The organism is Arthrobacter sp. ISL-28 (assembly GCF_018613875.1).
Taxonomy (GTDB): domain Bacteria; phylum Actinomycetota; class Actinomycetes; order Actinomycetales; family Micrococcaceae; genus Arthrobacter.
The window spans coordinates 391,816-410,541 of sequence record NZ_JAGGPJ010000007.1; the positions used below are offsets into that span (position 1 = coordinate 391,816).

Here is an 18,726-nt window from a genome sequence, read left to right on the forward strand (position 1 = left end):
GCGGGCCGACCTTGAGAAGGCCGGGCCCGCCGTCGTCGATACTCGTTTCGAGCGGCTGCATCAGGCAGCAGCGGCTATGGCTTTCCGGCGTCAGTTGACCGCGTGTCAGTTCACCGCGTGTCAGTTCACTGCGCCGGTGTACTTCTCGCCCGGACCCTTGCCCGGCGGATCGGGAATGATGGACTCTTCGCGGAACGCCAGCTGCAGGGAGCGCAGTCCGTCACGCAACGGCCCGGCGTGCTGGGAGCCGATCTCCGGAGCGGCTGCGGTTACGAGCCCGGCGAGGGCGATGATGAGCTTCCGGGCCTCATCCAGGTCCTTGAGTTCTTCGGCGTTTTCTTCCGCGGCCAGGCCCAGCTTCACTGCTGCGGCGCTCATGAGGTGGACGGCGGCTGTGGTGATGACCTCGATGGCGGGAACTTCGGAGATGTCCCGGACCTGCTGCGAGACATCTGCCTGCTCGCCGGGCGCCTGGTAAACGTGTGAATTACTGTCTGGAGTGCTCATACTGGTAAGCTTGACACAGACCGACTGGATGTCGTTATTTTGCTGTGTATGAGACCCACTGCCGCAAATGTGCGGTGAGCGGGTATCTTTCTGTAGAATTGACATTCAGTTTGCAAGCGGAGTTCTCTCCCACCCGCGTCAGCCGTTTTTCCTCGCAGTTTCAGAGGGAAGCAAGGTTGCCGGGTAAAGGTCGGGCGCTTCCGGCAGGCACAGACCTGCGGGAGTGCATGCAGCCCTTCGGGGCGTGCACATCCGATCCTCGAGGCCTTCGATTGCTCCGGCAATTGGGGGCCTTCTCTATTTGCCGGTGGAATACTCATCACAAACACAGGAGCTTTAACATTAGCGAGCCAAGAATCAATGAGCGTATCCGCGTCCCTGAGGTGCGGCTGGTCGGCCCTGCCGGCGAACAGGTAGGAATCGTCCGTATCGAGGATGCCCTGCGTCTGGCTGCCGAGTCCGATCTTGATCTCGTTGAAGTTGCACCTCAGGCCAAGCCTCCGGTGTGCAAGCTGATGGACTTCGGCAAGTACAAGTACGAGGCCGCAGTCAAGGCCCGTGAGGCCCGCAAGAACCAGACCAACACGGTTCTGAAGGAAATCCGGTTCCGCCTGAAGATCGACACCCATGACTACGAGACGAAACGCGGCCACGCCCTGCGCTTCCTCGGAGCCGGGGACAAGGTCAAGGCCATGATCCAGTTCCGTGGCCGCGAACAGCAGCGCCCCGAAATGGGCCTGCGCCTGCTCCAGCGCTTCGCTGAAGACGTCGCTGAAGTCGGTGTGGTGGAGTCAAGCCCGCGCATCGACGGCCGCAACATGGTCATGGTGATCGGTCCACTGAAGAACAAGGCAGAGGCCAAGGCCGAAGCCCGCCGCGCCACCCAGCGTGCCGAAGCCAAGGCCCAGAATGAGGCCAAGGCCGCTGGCCGTATCGATGTCTCCGGCGATGACCAGGTACCCCTGACCCAGTCACTTGCGGACCTCCTTCCGGAAGGCTTCCAGGTCAACACCGAAGCAGCCCCGGAAGCACCGGCAGCAGCTGCTCCGGAAGCCGCCGTCGAAGCACCCGCTGCCGAAGCGCCTGCGGAAGCCCCCAAGCAGGAGGCTCCGAAGCAGGAGGCTCCGAAGCAGGAAGCTCCGAAGGCTGCCGAGCCGAAGCGCGAGGCGCCGAAGGCGGCAGCTCCCAAGGCTGCGCCGGCGAAGGCTCCGGCTCCCAAGGCCGCGGCACCTGCCGCGCCCCAGGCTGCCGAAGCGGAAGCTCCTGCCGCGGCAGCACCGAAGCCTGCGGCTGTTCCTGCTCCGCCGAAGCCGGTGGCCAGGCCCGCTGCACCGAAGCCCGGTGCACGTCCTGCAGTTCCCCGGGCACCGAAGCCGGCAGGCAAGAAGACCACCTAGTTCAAAGCTGCGGAAGGTACCGCCTTCAGGCAGTCAGCAACCAGCATGCCGCCCGCAGGGGCGGCTGCACGAAAGACTGCAGACATAGTCTGCGGATACGTTAGGAGATCGGTTCCCATGCCGAAGATGAAGACCCACAGTGGTGCTAAGAAGCGCTTCAAGCTGACCGGCAGCGGCAAGCTGCGCCGCCAGCAGGCCAACCGCCGCCACTACCTCGAGCACAAGTCCTCCAGGCTGACCCGTCGCCTTGCCGGCGACAAGATCGTCTTCAAGGGCGACGCCAAGGTCATCCGGAAGATGCTCGGCATCTAATTTCCAAGCTCTCTGACTGACTGCCACCTGGCACCAGTCAACTACCAATAAGCCTTCTCAGGCCGGCCGGGTTACCGGCAGTAGACGCTTGGGATAAGAATTCTGAAGGAGTACGCACGTGGCACGTGTGAAGCGGGCGGTAAACGCCCACAAGAAGCGCCGGGTTATCCTCGAACGCGCCAAAGGTTACCGTGGACAGCGCTCACGCCTGTACCGCAAGGCCAAAGAGCAGCTGCTGCACTCGTTTGTGTACAGCTACGGCGACCGCAAGAAGAAGAAGGGCGACTTCCGCCGCCTGTGGATCCAGCGCATCAACGCTGCATCCCGCGCCAACGGCCTCACCTACAACCGTCTGATCCAGGGCCTGAAGGCCGCTGAGGTCGAGGTTGACCGCCGCATGCTCGCCGAGCTGGCCGTTTCCGACGCCAACGCCTTCGCTGCGCTGGTCCAGGTCGCCAAGGACTCCCTGCCGGCAGACACCTCCGCTCCGGCCACCACGGCTGACGCTGCTGCGGCTCCGAAGGCCAAGGCCGCCAAGAAGCCTGCTGCCAAGAAGCCGGCCGCTGAGGAAGCCGCCGTCTAGCAGCTCCCCGTTCTGGTAGTTCGAGAACCCGCTGCAACAGCAACTAAGGTTCTTGTATGAACGAAACCGGGCGCCCGCAAGACTTTCCACTCTCCAATCCCCGAGCTGATCGGGTGCGGGATGTGGCAAAGCTTGCCGGGCGCCCGGCGCGTTTAAGGCGGCGGCAGTTTCTCGCGGAAGGTCCCCAGGCCGTCCGCGAAGCGTTGACTCTTCACCGCAAGCGGATGGACGCGGGGGAGCCGGGCGTCGTCCGCGAGGTCTTCGCCAGCGAGGCGTGCCTGGACCGCTACCCGGAGTTCGAGGAGCTGGCGGCAGGGGCCAGCGCCCGACTGGCCACGGAGGAGGTGCTCGCCGCGATGGCGGACACGGTGACGCCGCAGGGCATCATCGCTGTCTGTGACTTCGTCGACGTCGGGCTTGGGGACGTGCTCGACGCCGGACCGAAGCTGATCGCCGTCCTGTGCCAGGTCCGGGACCCCGGAAACGCCGGCACCGTGCTGCGGGCAGCTGATGCTGCCGGTGCGGATGCCGTGGTACTCACCGGCTCCAGCGTGGACATTTACAATCCGAAGGCCGTGCGATCGACGGCTGGCTCACTTTTCCACCTCCCGGTGGTGCTCGGCGCCGACGTCGAAGAATTGGTGGCACAGTGCCGGGCCCGCGGCATTGGCGTTCTGGCTGCTGACGGCTATGGCAAGCTCAACCTGGACCGGCTTCAGGATGAGAGTGCGGCGCGGCGGCTCGGCGCTTCCACCGCCGGCTCCGACTATCCCCTCGAGAAGCCCACTGCCTGGCTGTTCGGCAATGAGGCCCAGGGCCTGTCCGAGAACGAACTTGCGCTTGCTGATCATCGTGTGGCTGTGCCCGTCTACGGGGCTGCGGAGAGCCTGAACCTGGGAACAGCCGCCACTGTGTGTCTCTACGCGAGTGCGCGGTCGCAGCAGCCCGCGTGACGAAGGGCGGACACAGAAGGAGCGGGGGCTCACCTGGTGGTGGGCCCCCGCTGCTGTCTATGTTGCTTTTTCTGTCTGTACTGGCCGTCTGCCACTTTTTGCAGACTGGCCTGCGGTTGACCTGAGCCTGTTATGGGGCCCGGGTGGTCCGGTTGCGTCCGGTGATGGCTCCGTAGATACCTGCGACCACGAGGCCGCCGATAATGGCGAGGATCCACGTTCCGAGGTCGAAGAACGCCAGGTCGCCCTTGCCGAACAGAAGGCTGCCGATCCAGCCACCAACGATGGCGCCAACGACGCCCAGAACCAGGCTGGTGACCCAGCCGCCGCCGACCCTACCGGGCATGACGGCCTTCACAATTGCGCCTACGATCAGGCCGAGAATAATCCAAGCAAGAAAACCCATTGTCTCCTCCTTCATATTCGTCGGGATCGATTCGTATCAGTCCCGATATGGCTTCAAGCTAGCACAGCGCGCGTTTATTTGTCAGTACGCTTAGTTTCAAGGATTTTCGTGGCGCGAAGCCTTGACGGCTGGTGCACGGCTGCGAACCGTACAGGTACGGTATTTACTAGACGGGCGCGGTTCGCGGCCGTATCCATTTCGTTGTCATACCCACGTGAAGAGGTGAAGCTCCCTTGGCTGCAACCGGCGGTACCAAGGCGATTGTCGCGGCTCTGGCTGCAAACCTGACCATCGCTGTCCTGAAGTTCGTCGCTTTTATCCTGACGCTGTCGTCGTCCATGCTGGCGGAGGCCATCCACTCTGTGGCCGACTCCGGAAACCAGATCCTGCTGCTGGTGGGTGGCAAGCGTGCGAAGCGTGCGGCCAGCGAAGAGCACCCCTTCGGTTACGGGCGTGAACGTTACATCTACGCGTTCATCGTTTCCATCGTGCTGTTCAGTGTTGGCGGCCTGTTTGCTCTGTATGAAGCGTGGGACAAGTTCCAGCATCCGCACGCCATCGAGGGCGATTTCTGGTGGGTTCCGCTCGCAGTGCTGATCGGTGCCATCATTGCGGAGTCCTTTTCATTCCGGACGGCCATCATCGAATCCAACCATGTCCGGGGGAAGCAGAACTGGGTCAGCTTTGTGCGGAACGCCAAGCAGCCGGAGCTGCCGGTGATTCTCCTTGAAGACCTCGGCGCCCTGGTTGGCCTGATTTTCGCGCTGTTTGGTGTCAGCCTGACGCTGCTGACGCACGATGGCATCTGGGACGCCGCCGGCACGGCAATGATCGGCCTGCTGCTCGTCGCCATCGCCGTCGTTCTGGCCCTGGAAACGAAGTCACTGCTGCTCGGCGAGTCCGCGAGCCGGGACGACATCGCCAAGATCAGAACTGCCATTGAGTCTGACGGCACCGGCATCATCCACCTCAAGACCATGCACCTGGGGCCCGAAGAACTGCTCGTTGCCGCGAAGATCACCGTGGCCGCTGCGGATTCCGGGTTGGAAATCGCCAGGATGATCGATGCTGCAGAGGGCCGGGTCCGCACCGCGGTTCCGATGGCCCGGGTCATCTATCTGGAACCTGACCTTCACCGCTCGGATGTGGCCAGCGGACAGGCCTTCGTCGGGGACACCGGGGCCTGACGGTCCACGACGGCCTACGGCCGCTGGCCCTGTGACCGGCTGGTTACGGGGCCAGCGGCCGCTTTCGTTCCAGCAGCCCGCTCAGCGCGGCAACTCCCAGGCCCAGAACTGCCAGCACCGCACCCACCAGGGCAGGGGCCACGTAGCCCCATCCCCATGCGATGACCAGCCCGCCGAGGAAGGCCCCCAGGGCATTCGCCACGTTCAACGCTGCGTGATTGAGTGAGGAAGCCAGCGATGGCGCATCGGGGGAGGCGTCCAGCAGACGTGTCTGCAGGGCCGGAACCAGCATGGATCCGGTGGCACCGACGACGAAAACCATGACGAAGGCGGACCAGGGCCAGTGCACGGCGATCGCATACACCACCAGTGCGACGGCGATTCCGGGCAGGACCCGGTAGATGGTTCCCATCACGGACTTGTCGGCGATCCTGCCGCCCACAATGTTGCCGGCAACCATCCCCAGTCCGTAAAGGGCGACCACCAAGGGAAGCCATGCAGCCGGAATGCCGGCCACCGATGTCATCGTGTGGGCAATGTATGTGTACGTCGCGAAGAATCCGCCGAACCCAATGATCCCGATCATGATGGCGAGCCAGACCTGGGCACGCTTCAGTGCCCCGAGTTCCCGGCGGATGCTCGCGTCCGCGTGCGCCTGCTGGAAGGGGACGAACCTCCAGATCAGGGCCAGGGTCACCAGTCCGAGTGCGCCCACCAGGACGAAGAGCAGCCGCCAGCCGAAGGTCTGGCCAAGCCATGTGGCGAAGGGGACCCCGATGACATTAGAAACCGTGAGGCCGGCCATGACCATCGATATGGCCCACCCCCGCTTTGTTGGCGCCACCAGGGAAGCGGCGATCACGGCTGCCACGCCGAAGAAGGCCCCGTGCGGCAGGCCGGCGGCGAACCGCGAAACCAGCATGCTCCCGTAATCAGGGGCGATGAACGAGGTCAGGTTGGCGATGCTGAAGAAGAGCATGAGGCCCAGGGCAAGATACTTGCGCGGAAGCTTCGCTCCGACCGCAGCCAGTACCGGTGCGCCGATAACCACGCCCAGGGCATAGGCCGAAATCAGGTGGCCCGCCTCCGGGGTGCTGATGTTGAGTCCAAGCTCCACTTCCTTGAGCAGCCCCATCATGGCGAATTCGGTGACGCCGATTCCGAATCCTCCCATCGCCAGGGCCAGAATCGCGAGTCCGAGGTGCGAGCCGGGGGCTTTGGGCTTGACGGAAGCTTGAACGGTGGAAGTCATGTGCCTGCTTTTCAAGGGGCTTGGGCATCGGCACCCGGCGGGTGGAAGGACGCGCTGCGGATAAAAATATGATTTATATAACGCCGCGTCATTGAGGAGTATTCCCCGTGCTGGGGCCCTAACTATTCTGCCCCATAGACTGGGAGGGTGACTGAAGTGATCAACGTCGTGGGCGGAGCCGTGCTTGATTCGCTGGCGGAGCCCGCCCTGCTGCTCGTGGCCCGGCGGACGGCGCCCCCACAGTTTGCCGGCATGTGGGAGTTTCCTGGCGGCAAGGTCGAGGCGGGGGAGGCGCCTGAAGCCGCCCTGCACCGGGAGCTTCGCGAGGAACTGGGCATCGGCGTAGTCCTGGGAACCGAGCTGAAGGCGCCGGACGCCTCAGGCTGGGTCCTTAATGAACGCGCCTCGATGCGCGTATGGTTCGCGGAAGTCTCCGACGGCTACGCGCGGCCCCTCGAAGACCACGACGAACTCAAGTGGATCAGCGTCCGGAACCATGACGAAGCTCTCAGCCTGCCCTGGATCCCTGCCGACCTCCCCATTGTCCGGGCCCTACTGACAGAGCTGGGCACCGCAGTGCCCGCCGACTCCCTCCCGGGACATTAAGGGCGCCCGTTCAGAAGAGCGTGGGCTGGGAAGTCTGCGCCGCGCCGGCATGGCCGGCATGCCCGGCGGGCAAGCTCCCTTCCGGGTACGCTGCTTCCTCGCCCCGGGGGTCATCGACGTCACGGTGGCTGAATCCGTGGGATCCGGAAAAGCCGTGCCGCGCCTTGAAGTAGCGGACCTTGCCGGCGAGCCAGGTCCGGTATTCCTTCGAGGCGTAGGAACCCGTCCCGTATAGCCTCCTGTACCTCCCGGCCAGTTCCGGGTGGCGTGCCGCGATCCATTGCATGAACCATTCCCGGGTGCCGGGCTTCAAATAGAGAGCCCCGGCTGTAACGCCGGTGGCCCCGGCGTGCGCAAGTGAACTGAACAGGGAATCCAGGGCTTCATCGCTGTCCGACAGCCAGGGCAGGATGGGCATGGCCATCACCCCGCACGGCAGGCCGGCTTCGCGCAGTCTCGAAATGAGTTTGAGCCGGGCCCTCGGCCCTGGTGTTCCCGGCTCCACCGCCTCGGACAGTTCTTCGTCTGTCATGGCGAGCGAGATTCCGATTCCCACCGGGACCTGGGCGGCGGCGTGTTTCAGCAGGGGGATGTCGCGGGCAAGCAGGGTCCCCTTGGTCAGGATGGACAGCGGTGTGCCGGAGTCCGCCAACGCCCCGATGATTCCAGGCATCAACTGGTAACGGCCTTCGGCGCGCTGGTAGGGGTCGGTGTTGGTGCCCAGCGCAACGTGCTGGCGTGCCCAGGACGACCTGGCCAGTTCCTTGCGCAACACGTCCGCAGCGTTGATCTTGACCACAACCTGGCTGTCGAAATCGAGCCCGGCATCGAAGTCGAGATACGTGTGGCTCTTGCGGGCGAAGCAGTAGACGCATGCATGACTACATCCCCGGTACGGGTTGATGGTCCACTCGAAAGGCATCCGCGAACCGGAAGCCACCCTATTGAGCACCGATTTGGCGGTGACCTCATGGAAGGTGACCCCGGCGAATTCAGGGGTGGAGACGGAACGCACAAGCCCGGCCAGCGGCAACAGCGGAACCGCGGCTGGGGCGGCCGCGGTTCCGTTGTCTGCGCCGTGCTCTCCGGATGCCGGTCTGAGTGCTTGTGCGTCCCACCTCATAGCCTCAATTCGAAGGTATGTTCGAATGAAAGTCAAGACACCCCGCCGGCGTTTGTGCCGCCGCGCTGCCGTTGGGGAGCGCCGCCCTCCTCATTGCCCGCGGCGTCGACGGCCGTGGCCGCCGCGGGGCAGTTCCAGGGACGCCGGACGGGGCCGGTAGTAGCCGCCGGCCTCGAGGCCCGCGTGGCGTTCAAAGGGATTTCCCGACGCCGGGTCGCCGTGCCGCAGCATGGACCAGGCGGCCGAGGCAAAGTAGAGCAGCAGGAACGGCAGCCCCAGGCACCAGGCGTACTGCGTGCTGTGCCTTTCCTCGTGTCCCAGAAGAACCGGGTTCGACAAGGCTGCCTCCGGCCCCGCCCGGAAAATGACGACATTGCCCACCGTGAACGCTCCCGCAAACGGCAGCCGCCAGCGGTAACCCGTGGCGATCACCAGGCCCCGGGGGCCGCCGCATGTCCTGGCCCCGGCCAGCCTGGCAAGAAGGAGCCCCAGCAGCGTGGAAGCATTCAGCAGGTTCGCCAGCTGCCGCAACCGCTGTCCCGGGGTCATGAGGCCATGCTAGCGGCCGGCCCCCGGGGCGCCCAGATGCTGACGAAGCCGTCCCGTTCGGGCAGCGGGGCCCGGTCAATTAGACTGGGAACAGTGCCCGCCGGCCAACCTCCGGCGAGCCTGCCAGTGTCCTTGCATGACGTCGTTGCATGACTTCTTGCAATGACGTGCCAGTGACGGACGCGCTGCCGGGAAACCGGCACAGCGGCACCGCCTGCTGGCATCACCCGACTCGTAGCTAAGAACAGTAGATGACTGAAACTTTGCCGGGCGCAGCCATCCCGAACCCTCTGGATGAAGCCGCCATCACCGCCGCCGTCGACCAGGCTATCGCCGCCATTGCCGGCGCCTCCACCCTCGATGAACTCAAGGCTGTCCGTTTGGCCCACACCGGCGAGAAAGCGCCGCTGAGCCTGGTCAACCGGGAGATCGGAGCCCTTCCCAAAGACCAGAAGGCCGCTGCCGGAAAGCTCATGGGTTCCTCCCGCGGTCGGGTCAACAAGGCGCTCGCCGAGCGCACTGCAGAGCTCGAGGCCGAGAACGATGCCCGCATCCTGGTTGAGGAAACCGTGGACGTGACAGCCGCTCCGCGCCGCCGCCGCGCCGGCGCCCGCCATCCCCTCTCCACACTGCAGGACCGCGTGGCGGACATCTTTGTCGGCATGGGCTGGGAAATCGCCGAGGGCCCGGAAGTCGAATCCGAATGGTTTAACTTCGATGCCCTGAACTTCAAGCCGGACCACCCGGCCCGCGAAATGCAGGACACGTTCTTCGTGGAGCCGCCCGAAGCCCACCTCCTCATGCGCACCCACACCTCGCCGGTGCAGGTCCGATCCATGCTGGAACGCGAGGTGCCCATTTACGTGCTGTGCCCCGGCAAGGTGTTCCGCACCGACGAGCTCGACGCCACGCACACCCCGGTCTTCCACCAGTTCGAGGGCCTCGCAATCGACCGGAAGCTCAGCATGGCGGATCTCCGCGGCACGCTGGAGCACTTCGCCCGCCAGATGTTCGGCGACGAAGCCCAGATCCGGCTGCGCCCCAACTACTTCCCCTTCACCGAGCCGTCCGCGGAGCTGGACATCTTCCACCCCGGCGCCAAGGGCGGGCCGCGCTGGATCGAATGGGGTGGCTGCGGCATGGTCAACCCCAACGTCCTCCGCGCCGCGGGCATCGACCCCGACATCTATTCAGGCTTTGCCTTCGGCATGGGCATCGAGCGCACGCTCATGTTCCGCAACGAGGTCGGCGACATGCGCGACATGATCGAAGGCGATGTACGTTTCAGCGAGCACTTCGGGATGGAGATCTAAACAGTGCGTATCCCACTTTCCTGGCTGCGTGAATTCGCGCAGGTACCGGCCGGAGCAACGGCTGAAGACGTCATGGCTGAGCTCGTTAAGGTCGGCTTTGAAGAAGAGGCCGTCCACCGCCCCACGGACGCCCTCAAGGGGCCGATCGTGGTGGGCCAGGTCCTGAGCCTGGTCAAGGAGCCGCAGACCAACGGCAAGACCATCAACTGGTGCCAGGTACGCGTCGTCCCCGAGGGGCAGGAGCAGTCCCTCACCGGCAAGGGCATCGATCCCTCCGGCGTGCAGGGGATCATCTGCGGAGCCCACAATTTCGTGGAGGGCGACAAAGTTGTGGTCACCCTTCCCGGGGCCGTCCTGCCGGGTGACTTCCACATCTCGGCACGGAAAACCTACGGGCACCTGTCCGCGGGCATGATCGCCTCGGTGCGCGAGCTCGGCATCGGCGAAGACCACGACGGCATCCTGGTACTCTCGAGGATCGGGCTGGACCCGGAAATCGGCACCGACGCGATGGAGCTCCTGGGACTCTGCGATGAAGCCGCCGAAATCAACGTCACCCCTGACCGCGGCTACGCCTTCTCGATCCGGGGCGTCGCCAGGGAATACGCCCACGCCACCGGAACGTCCTTCACTGACCCCGCCTCCAAGGTGACCGCGCCCGCGGCATTGACAGGAGGCTACGGGGTCAAGATCAACGACGATGCCCCCATCTACGGCAAACCGGGCTGCGACCGCTTCGTGGCCCGCACCGTGCGCGGCGTGGACGCCACCCGGCCCACGCCGGCCTGGATGTCCTCGCGCCTTCGTCTGGCCGGGATCCGTTCCATTTCCCTGCCCGTGGACATCTCCAACTACGTGATGCTGGAACTCGGACAGCCGCTGCATTTCTACGACCAGGACAAACTCTCCGGCGACATCGTGGTCCGGCGCGCAGTGGCAGGGGAGAAACTCACCACGCTCGACGGCAAGGAGCGGTCCCTCGACACGGAGGACCTGCTCATTACGGACGATTCCGGTCCCATCGGCGTCGCGGGCGTCATGGGCGGCGCCTCCACCGAAGTCTCTGATGCAACGTCCACGGTCCTGATTGAGGCCGCCCACTTCGAGGAAGTTTCGATTGCCCGCTCACGCCGGCGCCACAAGCTGCCGTCGGAGGCTTCCAAGCGCTTCGAGCGCGGGGTCGACTGGCAGGTGGCGAACATCGCCGCTCAGCGCGCCGTCGACCTCCTGGTTGAACTCGCCGGAGGCATCGCGGACGAGGCGGGGACCGACGTCGGGACCGCACCTGACGCCGTGACCATCGCCTTGCCGGCAGGCTTCGCCGCCGAACGGATCGGCATTGACTTCACCGAGGAACAGATCGTCACCTCGCTTGAGGATCTCGGCGCCGTCGTGGAAAAGGCCGACGCCGGCTGGACGGTTTCGGCGCCCAGCTGGCGGAACGACCTCGAAACCAAGGAAGACCTGTCCGAGGAAATCGCCCGCCTGGTGGGCTACGACCAGATCCCGGCGACGCTTCCTGTGGCTCCTCCGGGCCGGGGGCTGACCCGCGTGCAGCAGCAGCGGCGGCGCCTGATCCAGGCCCTCGCCGACGCAGGGCTCACCGAGGTGCTCGCGTACCCGTTCGTGTCCAAGGCTGCCAATGACACCTTCGGCGTGGCCGAGGCGGGGGCATCCCGGACCGCCGTCAAGCTGGCCAATCCGATCAGCGAGGAGCACGGCTACCTGCGGACGTCGGTTCTGCCCGGGCTCATCGAGGTGGCCAAGCGCAACCATTCGCGCGGCTTCCGCGATCTCGCGCTGTTCGAGGCAGGTCTCGTCTTCCTGCCTGATGGCACCGTGGGCACCGCATCCATTCCGCCGCTGGGTGTCCGGCCGTCCGATGAGGTGCTGGACGCACTGTACGACGGCGTTCCGGACCAGCCGCTGCACGTCGCCGCCGTCCTGACCGGCCATGACTCGCCCGCTGCCGCAGGCCACACGCCGCGGGCCTGGGACTGGGCTGATGCCCTGGACATCGCCCGGCTTGCCGGTGATGTGCTCGGGGTCGAGATCGTCGTGACGCAGGGCCACCACCAGGCCTTCCACCCCGGCCGGGCTGCGCAACTGTCGCTGCGCACCGGCGAGGTTGTGGGTTATGCCGGCGAGCTGCACCCGAAGCTCCTGGCCGCCTCCGACATGCCGGCGCGGTCCGTGGCGCTCGAGATAAACGCAGATGCCCTGTTCGAGGCCGCTGCTGACGTCATCGTGGCACGCCACATCTCCACCTTCCCGGTGGCCACCCAGGACGTGGCTCTCGTGGTGCCGCAGGACATTCCTGCCGACGACGTCCTGGCCGCGCTGCGGGAGGGTGCCGGTGAGCTCCTGGAAGACGTGGCCCTGTTCGATGTCTACGCCGGAAAGGGCATCGAGGAAGGCAAGAAGTCATTGGCCTTCGGGCTTCGGTTCCGTGCCAACGACCGGACCCTGACGGCGGACGAGGCGTCCGCTGCCCGAGAGAGTGCGGTAGCCGTGGCTGCCGAGCGCTTCGGCGCAGTGCAGCGCTAGTCGTTCGCCGCAAAGCCAAATCCAGCACCATAAACCAGGAAATCCCCGCAGCCTTGGCGGCTGCGGGGATTTTTTGTGGCCTGTCGGGCAGCCGGAGTTAACGCTGCATCAGGGCACCAGCAGGACCTTGCCGGTGGTGCGCCGTCCTTCAAGGTCCTCGTGGGCCCGCCGTGCCTCGGCCAGGGGATAGGTGGCTCCGATCCGGACCTTAAGGTTTCCGTTGGCCGCGGCGGCGAAGATTTCCCCCGAGCGCCAGTGGCGCTCCTGTGCGTTGAGCAGGAAGTGCGCGAGGGACGGCCGGGTCAGCGTCAGCGAGCCGCCGGCATTCAGGCGCTGGGGGTCGACGGGCGCGACAGCGCCGGATGCAGCCCCGAACAGGACAAGTGTTCCGCGCGTGCGCAGGCAGGAGAGGGAACCGTCGAAGGTGTTCCGGCCGACGCCGTCGTACACCACGTCCACGCCTTTCCCGCCGGTCAGTTCCCGGACGTGGTGCGGAAATCCTTCGTACCGCAGCACGTGGTCGGCTCCGGCTTCCCGGGCAAGTTCCTCCTTGGCGTCAGAGGATACGGTGGTGATGACCCGTGCGCCGCGTTCCTTGAGCAGCTGGGTCAAGAGCAGGCCGACGCCGCCGGCGCCTGCATGCGTCATCACCGTATGGCCGGGCTCCACCCTGAAGGATGAATTGATGAGGTAGTGGGCCGTCATGCCCTGCAGGGGGAGGGCCGCCGCCGTCTGGTCGTCCACGCCGTCCGGCACGGGGAGGGCTTTGGCCGCGTCAAGCACGGTATAGCCGGCATAGCATTTCGAGCCCTCGGCCGTGGCGACGCGGCTGCCGACCATGAAATTCTCGACGCCTTCGCCCACCTCCTCGACCGTTCCCGCGGCTTCCGAGCCCGGGGTGAAGGGAAAGGGCACCTTGTACATGCCGCCGCGCTGGTAGGTGTCGATGAAGTTCACGCCGGTTGCTGCCACCTTGATGAGCAGTTGGCCGGGGCCGGGCACGGGGCGGTCGATCTCCGCGAAGTCCAGAACCTCGGGTCCGCCCGCCTGCTGGGCGACGATGGCATGCGTCATGGAAGGTCTCCTTTCCCGGGGCCGGGACTTCCGGCGGCCGGATTCTTCATCCATCCTATGGAGAGCCGTGCGTGAGGCGAAGTTGCGCGGCGGTGTTGACGAGATTCCTGCGGCGTGGCATTTCCCAGTGACCGATCCGGCCGCTGGTCCCCGTACCATGGGGAAGTGCCGCGTCGCGAAGGGGAGTACATGACCGCCGTCAACGCCCGGGGATCCGGGAGCCAACACCTTCCCCTTACTGCAGTGATCCCTCCTGAACTCACCACTCCGGAGGTGATGATCGACGTCGACGTCCTGGACCGGAACATCGCGCGGATGGCATCAGCGACGCAGGCCCGCGGACTCCGGCTGCGCCCGCACGCCAAGACGCATAAGGTCCTGGAGATAGCGGACAGGCAACTCGCAGCCGGTGCACTCGGACTGACCGTCGCGACCATCGGCGAGGCGGAAGTATTCGCCAAAGCCGGAGTCCGGGACATCTTCATCGCCTACCCGCTGTGGGTCACGGCACCGCAGGCGGCACGCCTGCGCAACCTGGCGCAGGCAAGCAGCATCACGGTGGGCGTGGATTCTGCCGAAAGCGCGTCCTTCATGGGAAAGAATCTCGGATCGGATGCCGGCAGGATAGCGGTCCTTGTAGAGCTCGACAGCGGACACCACCGCAGCGGAGTCCGGCCGGTCGAAGCCGCCACGGTGGCGCGCGCAGCCGCAGCCGCCGGGCTGGACGTCGCCGGCGTCTTCACGTTCCCCGGCCATAGTTACGCGCCGGGGATGCCGACCGCCGCCGCCCGGCAGGAGGATGAAGCGCTGCGGCAGGGGGCCGACGGACTGGAGGCAGCAGGCTTCAGGGTGAAAACCATCAGTGGAGGGTCCACGCCGACTGCCGGCATCGAAGGGGATACGGCAGCAACTGAGCTGCGTCCCGGGGTCTATGTGTTTGGTGATGCCCAGCAGCTTGAGCTGCAGCGGTGCGTTGGCGGGGACATTGCGCTGACCGTAGCCAGTACCGTGGTCAGCCACCACAGGACCGGCCCGGATGAACCGGGACGCTTCATCATCGACGCCGGCAGCAAGGTCCTTGGCAGCGACCGTCCGGGGTGGGCCAGCGGCTACGGCCGCCTGCTCGACTACCCGGATGCCACAATTACCGCCTTGTCCGAACACCACGCGACGGTGCAATGGCCGCAGGGGACGGCGCTGCCAGGCCTGGGGGACCGGCTCAGGGTCATCCCCAATCACGTGTGCCTGACGATGAACCTGGTGGACGAGGTGAGTGTCGTCAGCAATGGTGCGCTCACGGGCCGTTGGACTGTTGCGGCGCGGGGGAAGAACAGCTGATGGCCCAGCGCGCATCAGCCGACGAAGGCGTCAGTAGCGCCGGGTGACCGTGGCCATGGGGCACTCAAAGCGCCGACCGGCCGCGAGTCCCACATCGTTGAGATACCGCACGATGATGCCATAGGAGGCCGTCAGCGTCGTCTCGGTGAAGGGAATGCCGTGCGTGTCGCAGTACTGACGCACAATTGCGGTCGCCTTGTGCAGCTGGGGGCGGGCCATGTCGGGGAAGAGGTGGTGCTCCACCTGGCGGTTGAGGCCCCCGAGCAGGATGTCCATAAATCGGCCACCTGAAATATTCCGGGAAGTCAGGACCTGGCGGCTCAGGAAGTCCACCCGGCTGTCTGCAGGCAAAACCGGCATGCCCTTGTGGTTCGGAGCGAAGGAGGCGCCCATGTAGAAGCCGAAGACGGCGAGCTGCACGCCGACAAAGGCGAAGGCCATCCCGAGCGGGAGGAACGAAAAGGCGAGCAGCGGGAGAATGCTGAGCCGGACCAGGAGGATCGGCAGTTCCACCCAGCGGTGTGTCACTTTGGCCCGCCGGAAGATAAAGCGCATCGAGTCGATCTGCAGGCCCAGGCCCACCAGGAACAGCAGCGGGAAGAAGAACCAGCCCTGTTTGCGCGTGAGGAAGGAAAGGCGTCCCTGACGGCCGGCAGCGGCCTCGGTGTGGAAAGCGAGGGCGCCGGTCGCGATGTCGGGGTCCTTGGAGATGACATTGGGGTGGTTGTGGTGCGCCCCGTGTTTCTGCTCCCACCACGAATAACTGATGCCCGCAACTGAGGTGGCAATCAGCCGGGCAGACCAGTCATTGGCGCGCCGGGAAGCGAAAATCTGGCGGTGGCCTGCCTCGTGGGCAAGGAAGCTCAGCTGCGTGCAGATGATCCCGAGGGCAGCCGCGATCAGGAGCTGGAACCAGCTCGGCCCGATCAGTGCGAAGCCGAACCAGGTGGCTGCCATGAGGACGACCAGGCTGGAGAAGACGGTGATGTAGAAGCCCTGCCGCCGTTCCAACAGGCCGGCCGCCCGCACTGACTTGAGCAGGTCCGAGTAGCTTTGCGTGACGGGATTGGCCTGGCTGATCCTGGACTGGCGGACCCGGGATTGTGGGCGTTCAGAAGTGATGGTGGGCGTCATGAACGGCTTGCCTCGTAACTGTTACGGGCAATGCTGCAGCCGACATTCGGCTGCGCAGTCTGGGTCACCCTTTGCCAAGCATACGCTCCCGCCGCTCGTCCGATTGTCTCAAGCCGTTCCGACCCGGGGTTTACGGGGCGGACCAAGAGCCCGGGGTAAGGCATCGCCGGGGCATGGCGGGTGTATGCATAAATATCGGGACCTATGCATACTCTTGCTGTATAGTCGTAGCCATGACTATTTCTGTTGCCGTCTCCGGCGCGAGCGGTTATGCCGGCGGCGAGGTACTGCGCCTTTTGTCCGCGCACCCTGACGTCACCATCGGTGCCATCACGGCGCACAGCAACGCCGGTTCCAGACTAGGGGAACTGCAGCCTCATCTCCATGGCCTCGCGGACAGGATCCTCGAGGACACCACGGTGGAGAACCTCTCGGGCCACGACGTCGTGTTCCTTGCGCTGCCGCACGGTACGTCGGCCAGGATTGCCGCCCAGCTGCCGGAGGGAACCGTTGTCATCGACGCCGGAGCCGACCACCGGCTGAAGGATGCCGCTGCCTGGGAGAAGTTCTACGCTTCCGAGCATGCGGGCACCTGGCCGTACGGGCTGCCCGAACTGCCAGGACAGCGCGAGGCGCTCAAGGGTGCCACGCGGATCGCTGTACCCGGCTGCTACCCGACGTCGGCCCTGCTCGCCCTGACGCCCGGGTTCGCCAACGGTCTCCTCCAGGGGGAAGACGTGGTCATCGTCGCCGCCTCCGGCACGTCGGGAGCCGGGAAGGCCGCCAAGGTCAACCTGATCGGGGCCGAGGTCATGGGCTCCATGAGTCCTTACGGAGTGGGTGGCGGGCACCGCCATACCCCGGAAATCGAGCAGGGACTGTCGCAGGCTGCGGGCGAGGCCGTGACTGTCTCCTTCACGCCGACGCTGGCGCCGATGAGCCGGGGAATCCTCACCACGGCCACGGCTCGGGTCAAACCCGGCGTGGGGGTCGCGGAGCTGCGCCGCGCCTGGGCGGAAGCCTACGACGAGGAACCTTTCGTGCACCTGCTCGCCGAAGGCCAGTGGCCCTCCACGAAGTCCGTGCAGGGGTCCAACCATGCCACACTGCAGCTGGCGTTTGACGAGCACGTCGGCCGCGTCATCGTCACGTGCGCCATCGACAACCTGACCAAGGGAACCGCCGGCGGAGCCGTGCAGTCCATGAACATTGCCCTCGGCCTGGCGGAAACCGCCGGCCTCAACCTGCAGGGAGTTGCCCCGTGACCGTCACCGCACCTCAGGGATTCCGCGCCGCCGGCGTCAAGGCTGGCCTCAAGGCTTCCGGAAACCCGGACCTCGCCCTCGTGGTCAACGACGGCCCCTCCAAGTCGGCCGCAGCGGTATTCACCTCGAACCGCGTAGCGGCCGCGCCCGTCCACTGGTCGCGCCAGGTGGTGTCTGACGGCCGGGTGGATGCCGTTGTCCTGAACTCGGGCGGCGCCAACGCCTGCACCGGACCGCAGGGCTTCCAGAACACGCACGCCACGGCAGAGAAAACGGCAGAAGTCCTCGGCATTTCAGCCACCGATGTCTTCGTCTGCTCCACCGGCCTGATCGGCGAGCAGCTGCCCATGGACAAGATCCTCCCTGGAATCGACGCCGCAGCAGCCGCCCTCAGTGCGGACGGCGGATCCGCTGCTGCCACCGCCATCATGACCACCGACTCGGTCTCCAAACAGGCTGTCTTCACCAGCGTTGACGGCGAGGGCACGCACTTCACCATCGGCGGCATCGCCAAGGGTGCCGGCATGCTCGCCCCCGGGCTGGCCACGATGCTGGTGGTCCTCACAACGGACGCCGAGGTCCAGCCTGAATTGCTCGACATGGTCCTCCGCGATGCCACCCGCGTCACCTTTGACCGGACCGACTCCGACGGCTGCATGTCCACGAACGACACCGTGGTGCTGATGGCTTCCGGTGCCTCCGGCGCCGTGCCTTCCGCCGAATCTTTCGGCGCCGGCCTCACCCAGGTGTGCGCGGAACTTGCCCGCAAGCTGATTGGAGACGCCGAAGGCGCGAGCCACGACATCGCCATCCGGACCTTCAACGCCGCCAGCGAACGGGACGCCGAAACCGTGAGCCGGGCAGTGGCCAGGTCCAACCTCTTCAAGGCCGCCATCTTCGGCAAGGATCCGAACTGGGGGCGCGTCCTGTCCGCCGTTGGCACCACTGACGCCGTCTTCGAGCCCGACGAGCTCCAAGTCTCCATGAACGGCATCCAGATCTGCCAGAACGGCAGCATCGGTCAGGACCGCAAGCTCGTGGACCTGGAACCGCGTGAAGTCCTGGTGGAGATCGATCTCCAGTCAGGCGATGCCGAAGCGACCATCTGGACCAACGACCTCACGCACGACTACGTCCACGAGAACAGCGCGTACTCAAGCTAAATCCGCCAGCAACCCTG

Annotated in this window: 18 protein-coding genes; 11 read left to right on the forward strand and 7 right to left on the reverse strand. The window is 65.4% G+C overall.

Translation table 11 applies throughout. The features are described 5' to 3' along the window. Window positions 1-120: 120 nt before the first annotated feature. Window positions 121-507 (reverse strand): DUF1844 domain-containing protein, encoded by a 387-nt coding sequence (locus J7E80_RS06660; RefSeq protein WP_215050675.1) that lies wholly within the window; start codon window positions 505-507, stop codon window positions 121-123. A gap of 383 nt (window positions 508-890) precedes the next feature. Here J7E80_RS06660 and infC point away from each other — a divergent pair, with 383 nt between their 5' ends. The 4 genes from infC (at window position 891) to J7E80_RS06680 (ending at window position 3,752) form a co-directional block, all read left to right on the forward strand. Continuing rightward, a complete protein-coding gene (gene infC / locus J7E80_RS06665; RefSeq protein ID WP_396020728.1) occupies window positions 891-1,904 on the forward strand; it encodes a translation initiation factor IF-3 in 1,014 nt (337 codons plus the stop codon). Window positions 1,905-2,021: 117 nt separating this feature from the next. After that, the gene (gene rpmI, locus J7E80_RS06670; RefSeq protein ID WP_009358635.1) at window positions 2,022-2,216 is read left to right on the forward strand and encodes a 50S ribosomal protein L35; all 195 of its coding nucleotides are present in this window, start codon (window positions 2,022-2,024) and stop codon (window positions 2,214-2,216) included. Between the two features lie 118 nt (window positions 2,217-2,334). Further along, the gene (gene rplT, locus J7E80_RS06675) at window positions 2,335-2,799 is read left to right on the forward strand and encodes a 50S ribosomal protein L20 (protein WP_215050677.1); all 465 of its coding nucleotides are present in this window, start codon (window positions 2,335-2,337) and stop codon (window positions 2,797-2,799) included. 56 nt (window positions 2,800-2,855) lie between these two features. Continuing rightward, complete coding sequence (locus J7E80_RS06680) at window positions 2,856-3,752, forward strand: RNA methyltransferase (protein ID WP_215050678.1); 897 nt, start codon at window positions 2,856-2,858, stop codon at window positions 3,750-3,752. Window positions 3,753-3,882: 130 nt separating this feature from the next. On the opposite strand, the gene J7E80_RS06685 is transcribed toward J7E80_RS06680, so the two are convergent. Then, window positions 3,883-4,158 carry a GlsB/YeaQ/YmgE family stress response membrane protein gene (locus tag J7E80_RS06685; RefSeq protein ID WP_076798106.1) on the reverse strand — a complete coding sequence of 92 codons (276 nt, stop codon included), beginning with the start codon at window positions 4,156-4,158 and terminating at the stop codon, window positions 3,883-3,885. A gap of 233 nt (window positions 4,159-4,391) precedes the next feature. Between J7E80_RS06685 and J7E80_RS06690 the strand changes: the two genes are divergently transcribed. Further along, window positions 4,392-5,345, forward strand: a complete 954-nt coding sequence (locus tag J7E80_RS06690) for a cation diffusion facilitator family transporter (protein WP_215050679.1) — start codon at window positions 4,392-4,394, stop codon at window positions 5,343-5,345. Between the two features lie 43 nt (window positions 5,346-5,388). Here the strand turns inward: J7E80_RS06690 and J7E80_RS06695 are convergent, their stop codons facing one another. Beyond that, window positions 5,389-6,597, reverse strand: coding sequence for an MFS transporter (locus J7E80_RS06695; protein ID WP_215050680.1), 1,209 nt, complete (start codon window positions 6,595-6,597; stop codon window positions 5,389-5,391). 147 nt (window positions 6,598-6,744) lie between these two features. Between J7E80_RS06695 and J7E80_RS06700 the strand changes: the two genes are divergently transcribed. After that, on the forward strand, window positions 6,745-7,203 hold the full coding sequence (locus tag J7E80_RS06700) for a (deoxy)nucleoside triphosphate pyrophosphohydrolase (protein WP_215050681.1): 459 nt from the start codon (window positions 6,745-6,747) through the stop codon (window positions 7,201-7,203). 10 nt (window positions 7,204-7,213) lie between these two features. Here the strand turns inward: J7E80_RS06700 and J7E80_RS06705 are convergent, their stop codons facing one another. After that, on the reverse strand, window positions 7,214-8,326 hold the full coding sequence (locus tag J7E80_RS06705) for an Rv2578c family radical SAM protein (protein WP_215050682.1): 1,113 nt from the start codon (window positions 8,324-8,326) through the stop codon (window positions 7,214-7,216). Window positions 8,327-8,416: 90 nt separating this feature from the next. Continuing rightward, window positions 8,417-8,875 carry a hypothetical protein gene (locus J7E80_RS06710; protein ID WP_251036500.1) on the reverse strand — a complete coding sequence of 153 codons (459 nt, stop codon included), beginning with the start codon at window positions 8,873-8,875 and terminating at the stop codon, window positions 8,417-8,419. Between the two features lie 251 nt (window positions 8,876-9,126). Here J7E80_RS06710 and pheS point away from each other — a divergent pair, with 251 nt between their 5' ends. Both pheS and pheT read left to right on the forward strand, forming a co-directional pair. Further along, complete coding sequence (gene pheS, locus J7E80_RS06715) at window positions 9,127-10,188, forward strand: phenylalanine--tRNA ligase subunit alpha (RefSeq protein ID WP_215050683.1); 1,062 nt, start codon at window positions 9,127-9,129, stop codon at window positions 10,186-10,188. 3 nt (window positions 10,189-10,191) lie between these two features. After that, window positions 10,192-12,735 (forward strand): phenylalanine--tRNA ligase subunit beta, encoded by a 2,544-nt coding sequence (gene pheT, locus J7E80_RS06720; protein ID WP_215050684.1) that lies wholly within the window; start codon window positions 10,192-10,194, stop codon window positions 12,733-12,735. A 108-nt stretch (window positions 12,736-12,843) separates the two neighbouring features. On the opposite strand, the gene J7E80_RS06725 is transcribed toward pheT, so the two are convergent. Next, window positions 12,844-13,809 carry a quinone oxidoreductase gene (locus J7E80_RS06725; RefSeq protein WP_215050685.1) on the reverse strand — a complete coding sequence of 322 codons (966 nt, stop codon included), beginning with the start codon at window positions 13,807-13,809 and terminating at the stop codon, window positions 12,844-12,846. 189 nt (window positions 13,810-13,998) lie between these two features. Between J7E80_RS06725 and J7E80_RS06730 the strand changes: the two genes are divergently transcribed. Beyond that, window positions 13,999-15,147, forward strand: coding sequence for a D-TA family PLP-dependent enzyme (locus J7E80_RS06730; RefSeq protein ID WP_215050730.1), 1,149 nt, complete (start codon window positions 13,999-14,001; stop codon window positions 15,145-15,147). 30 nt (window positions 15,148-15,177) lie between these two features. On the opposite strand, the gene J7E80_RS06735 is transcribed toward J7E80_RS06730, so the two are convergent. Then, a complete protein-coding gene (locus tag J7E80_RS06735) occupies window positions 15,178-16,281 on the reverse strand; it encodes an acyl-CoA desaturase (protein ID WP_215050686.1) in 1,104 nt (367 codons plus the stop codon). Window positions 16,282-16,514: 233 nt separating this feature from the next. Between J7E80_RS06735 and argC the strand changes: the two genes are divergently transcribed. Together argC and argJ are read left to right on the forward strand one after the other, a co-directional pair. Next, window positions 16,515-17,546 (forward strand): N-acetyl-gamma-glutamyl-phosphate reductase, encoded by a 1,032-nt coding sequence (gene argC, locus J7E80_RS06740; protein ID WP_215050687.1) that lies wholly within the window; start codon window positions 16,515-16,517, stop codon window positions 17,544-17,546. Continuing rightward, window positions 17,543-18,709: a bifunctional glutamate N-acetyltransferase/amino-acid acetyltransferase ArgJ gene (gene argJ, locus J7E80_RS06745; protein ID WP_215050688.1), complete on the forward strand. Its 1,167-nt coding sequence runs from the start codon at window positions 17,543-17,545 to the stop codon at window positions 18,707-18,709. The genes argC and argJ overlap by 4 nt, the downstream gene beginning before the upstream one ends. The last annotated feature ends 17 nt before the right edge of the window (window positions 18,710-18,726 follow it).

Coding starts and splice junctions, on each gene's coding strand:
- J7E80_RS06680 (WP_215050678.1), top strand. CDS start 2,856: ATGAACGAAACCGGGCGCCCGCAAGACTTTCCACTCTCCAATCCCCGA.
- J7E80_RS06660 (WP_215050675.1), bottom strand. CDS start 507: ATGAGCACTCCAGACAGTAATTCACACGTTTACCAGGCGCCCGGCGAG.
- J7E80_RS06695 (WP_215050680.1), bottom strand. CDS start 6,597: ATGACTTCCACCGTTCAAGCTTCCGTCAAGCCCAAAGCCCCCGGCTCG.
- J7E80_RS06710 (WP_251036500.1), bottom strand. CDS start 8,875: ATGACCCCGGGACAGCGGTTGCGGCAGCTGGCGAACCTGCTGAATGCT.
- argC (WP_215050687.1), top strand. CDS start 16,515: ATGACTATTTCTGTTGCCGTCTCCGGCGCGAGCGGTTATGCCGGCGGC.
- J7E80_RS06735 (WP_215050686.1), bottom strand. CDS start 16,281: ATGACGCCCACCATCACTTCTGAACGCCCACAATCCCGGGTCCGCCAG.
- rpmI (WP_009358635.1), top strand. CDS start 2,022: ATGCCGAAGATGAAGACCCACAGTGGTGCTAAGAAGCGCTTCAAGCTG.
- pheS (WP_215050683.1), top strand. CDS start 9,127: ATGACTGAAACTTTGCCGGGCGCAGCCATCCCGAACCCTCTGGATGAA.
- J7E80_RS06685 (WP_076798106.1), bottom strand. CDS start 4,158: ATGGGTTTTCTTGCTTGGATTATTCTCGGCCTGATCGTAGGCGCAATT.
- J7E80_RS06730 (WP_215050730.1), top strand. CDS start 13,999: ATGACCGCCGTCAACGCCCGGGGATCCGGGAGCCAACACCTTCCCCTT.
- J7E80_RS06725 (WP_215050685.1), bottom strand. CDS start 13,809: ATGACGCATGCCATCGTCGCCCAGCAGGCGGGCGGACCCGAGGTTCTG.
- J7E80_RS06705 (WP_215050682.1), bottom strand. CDS start 8,326: ATGAGGTGGGACGCACAAGCACTCAGACCGGCATCCGGAGAGCACGGC.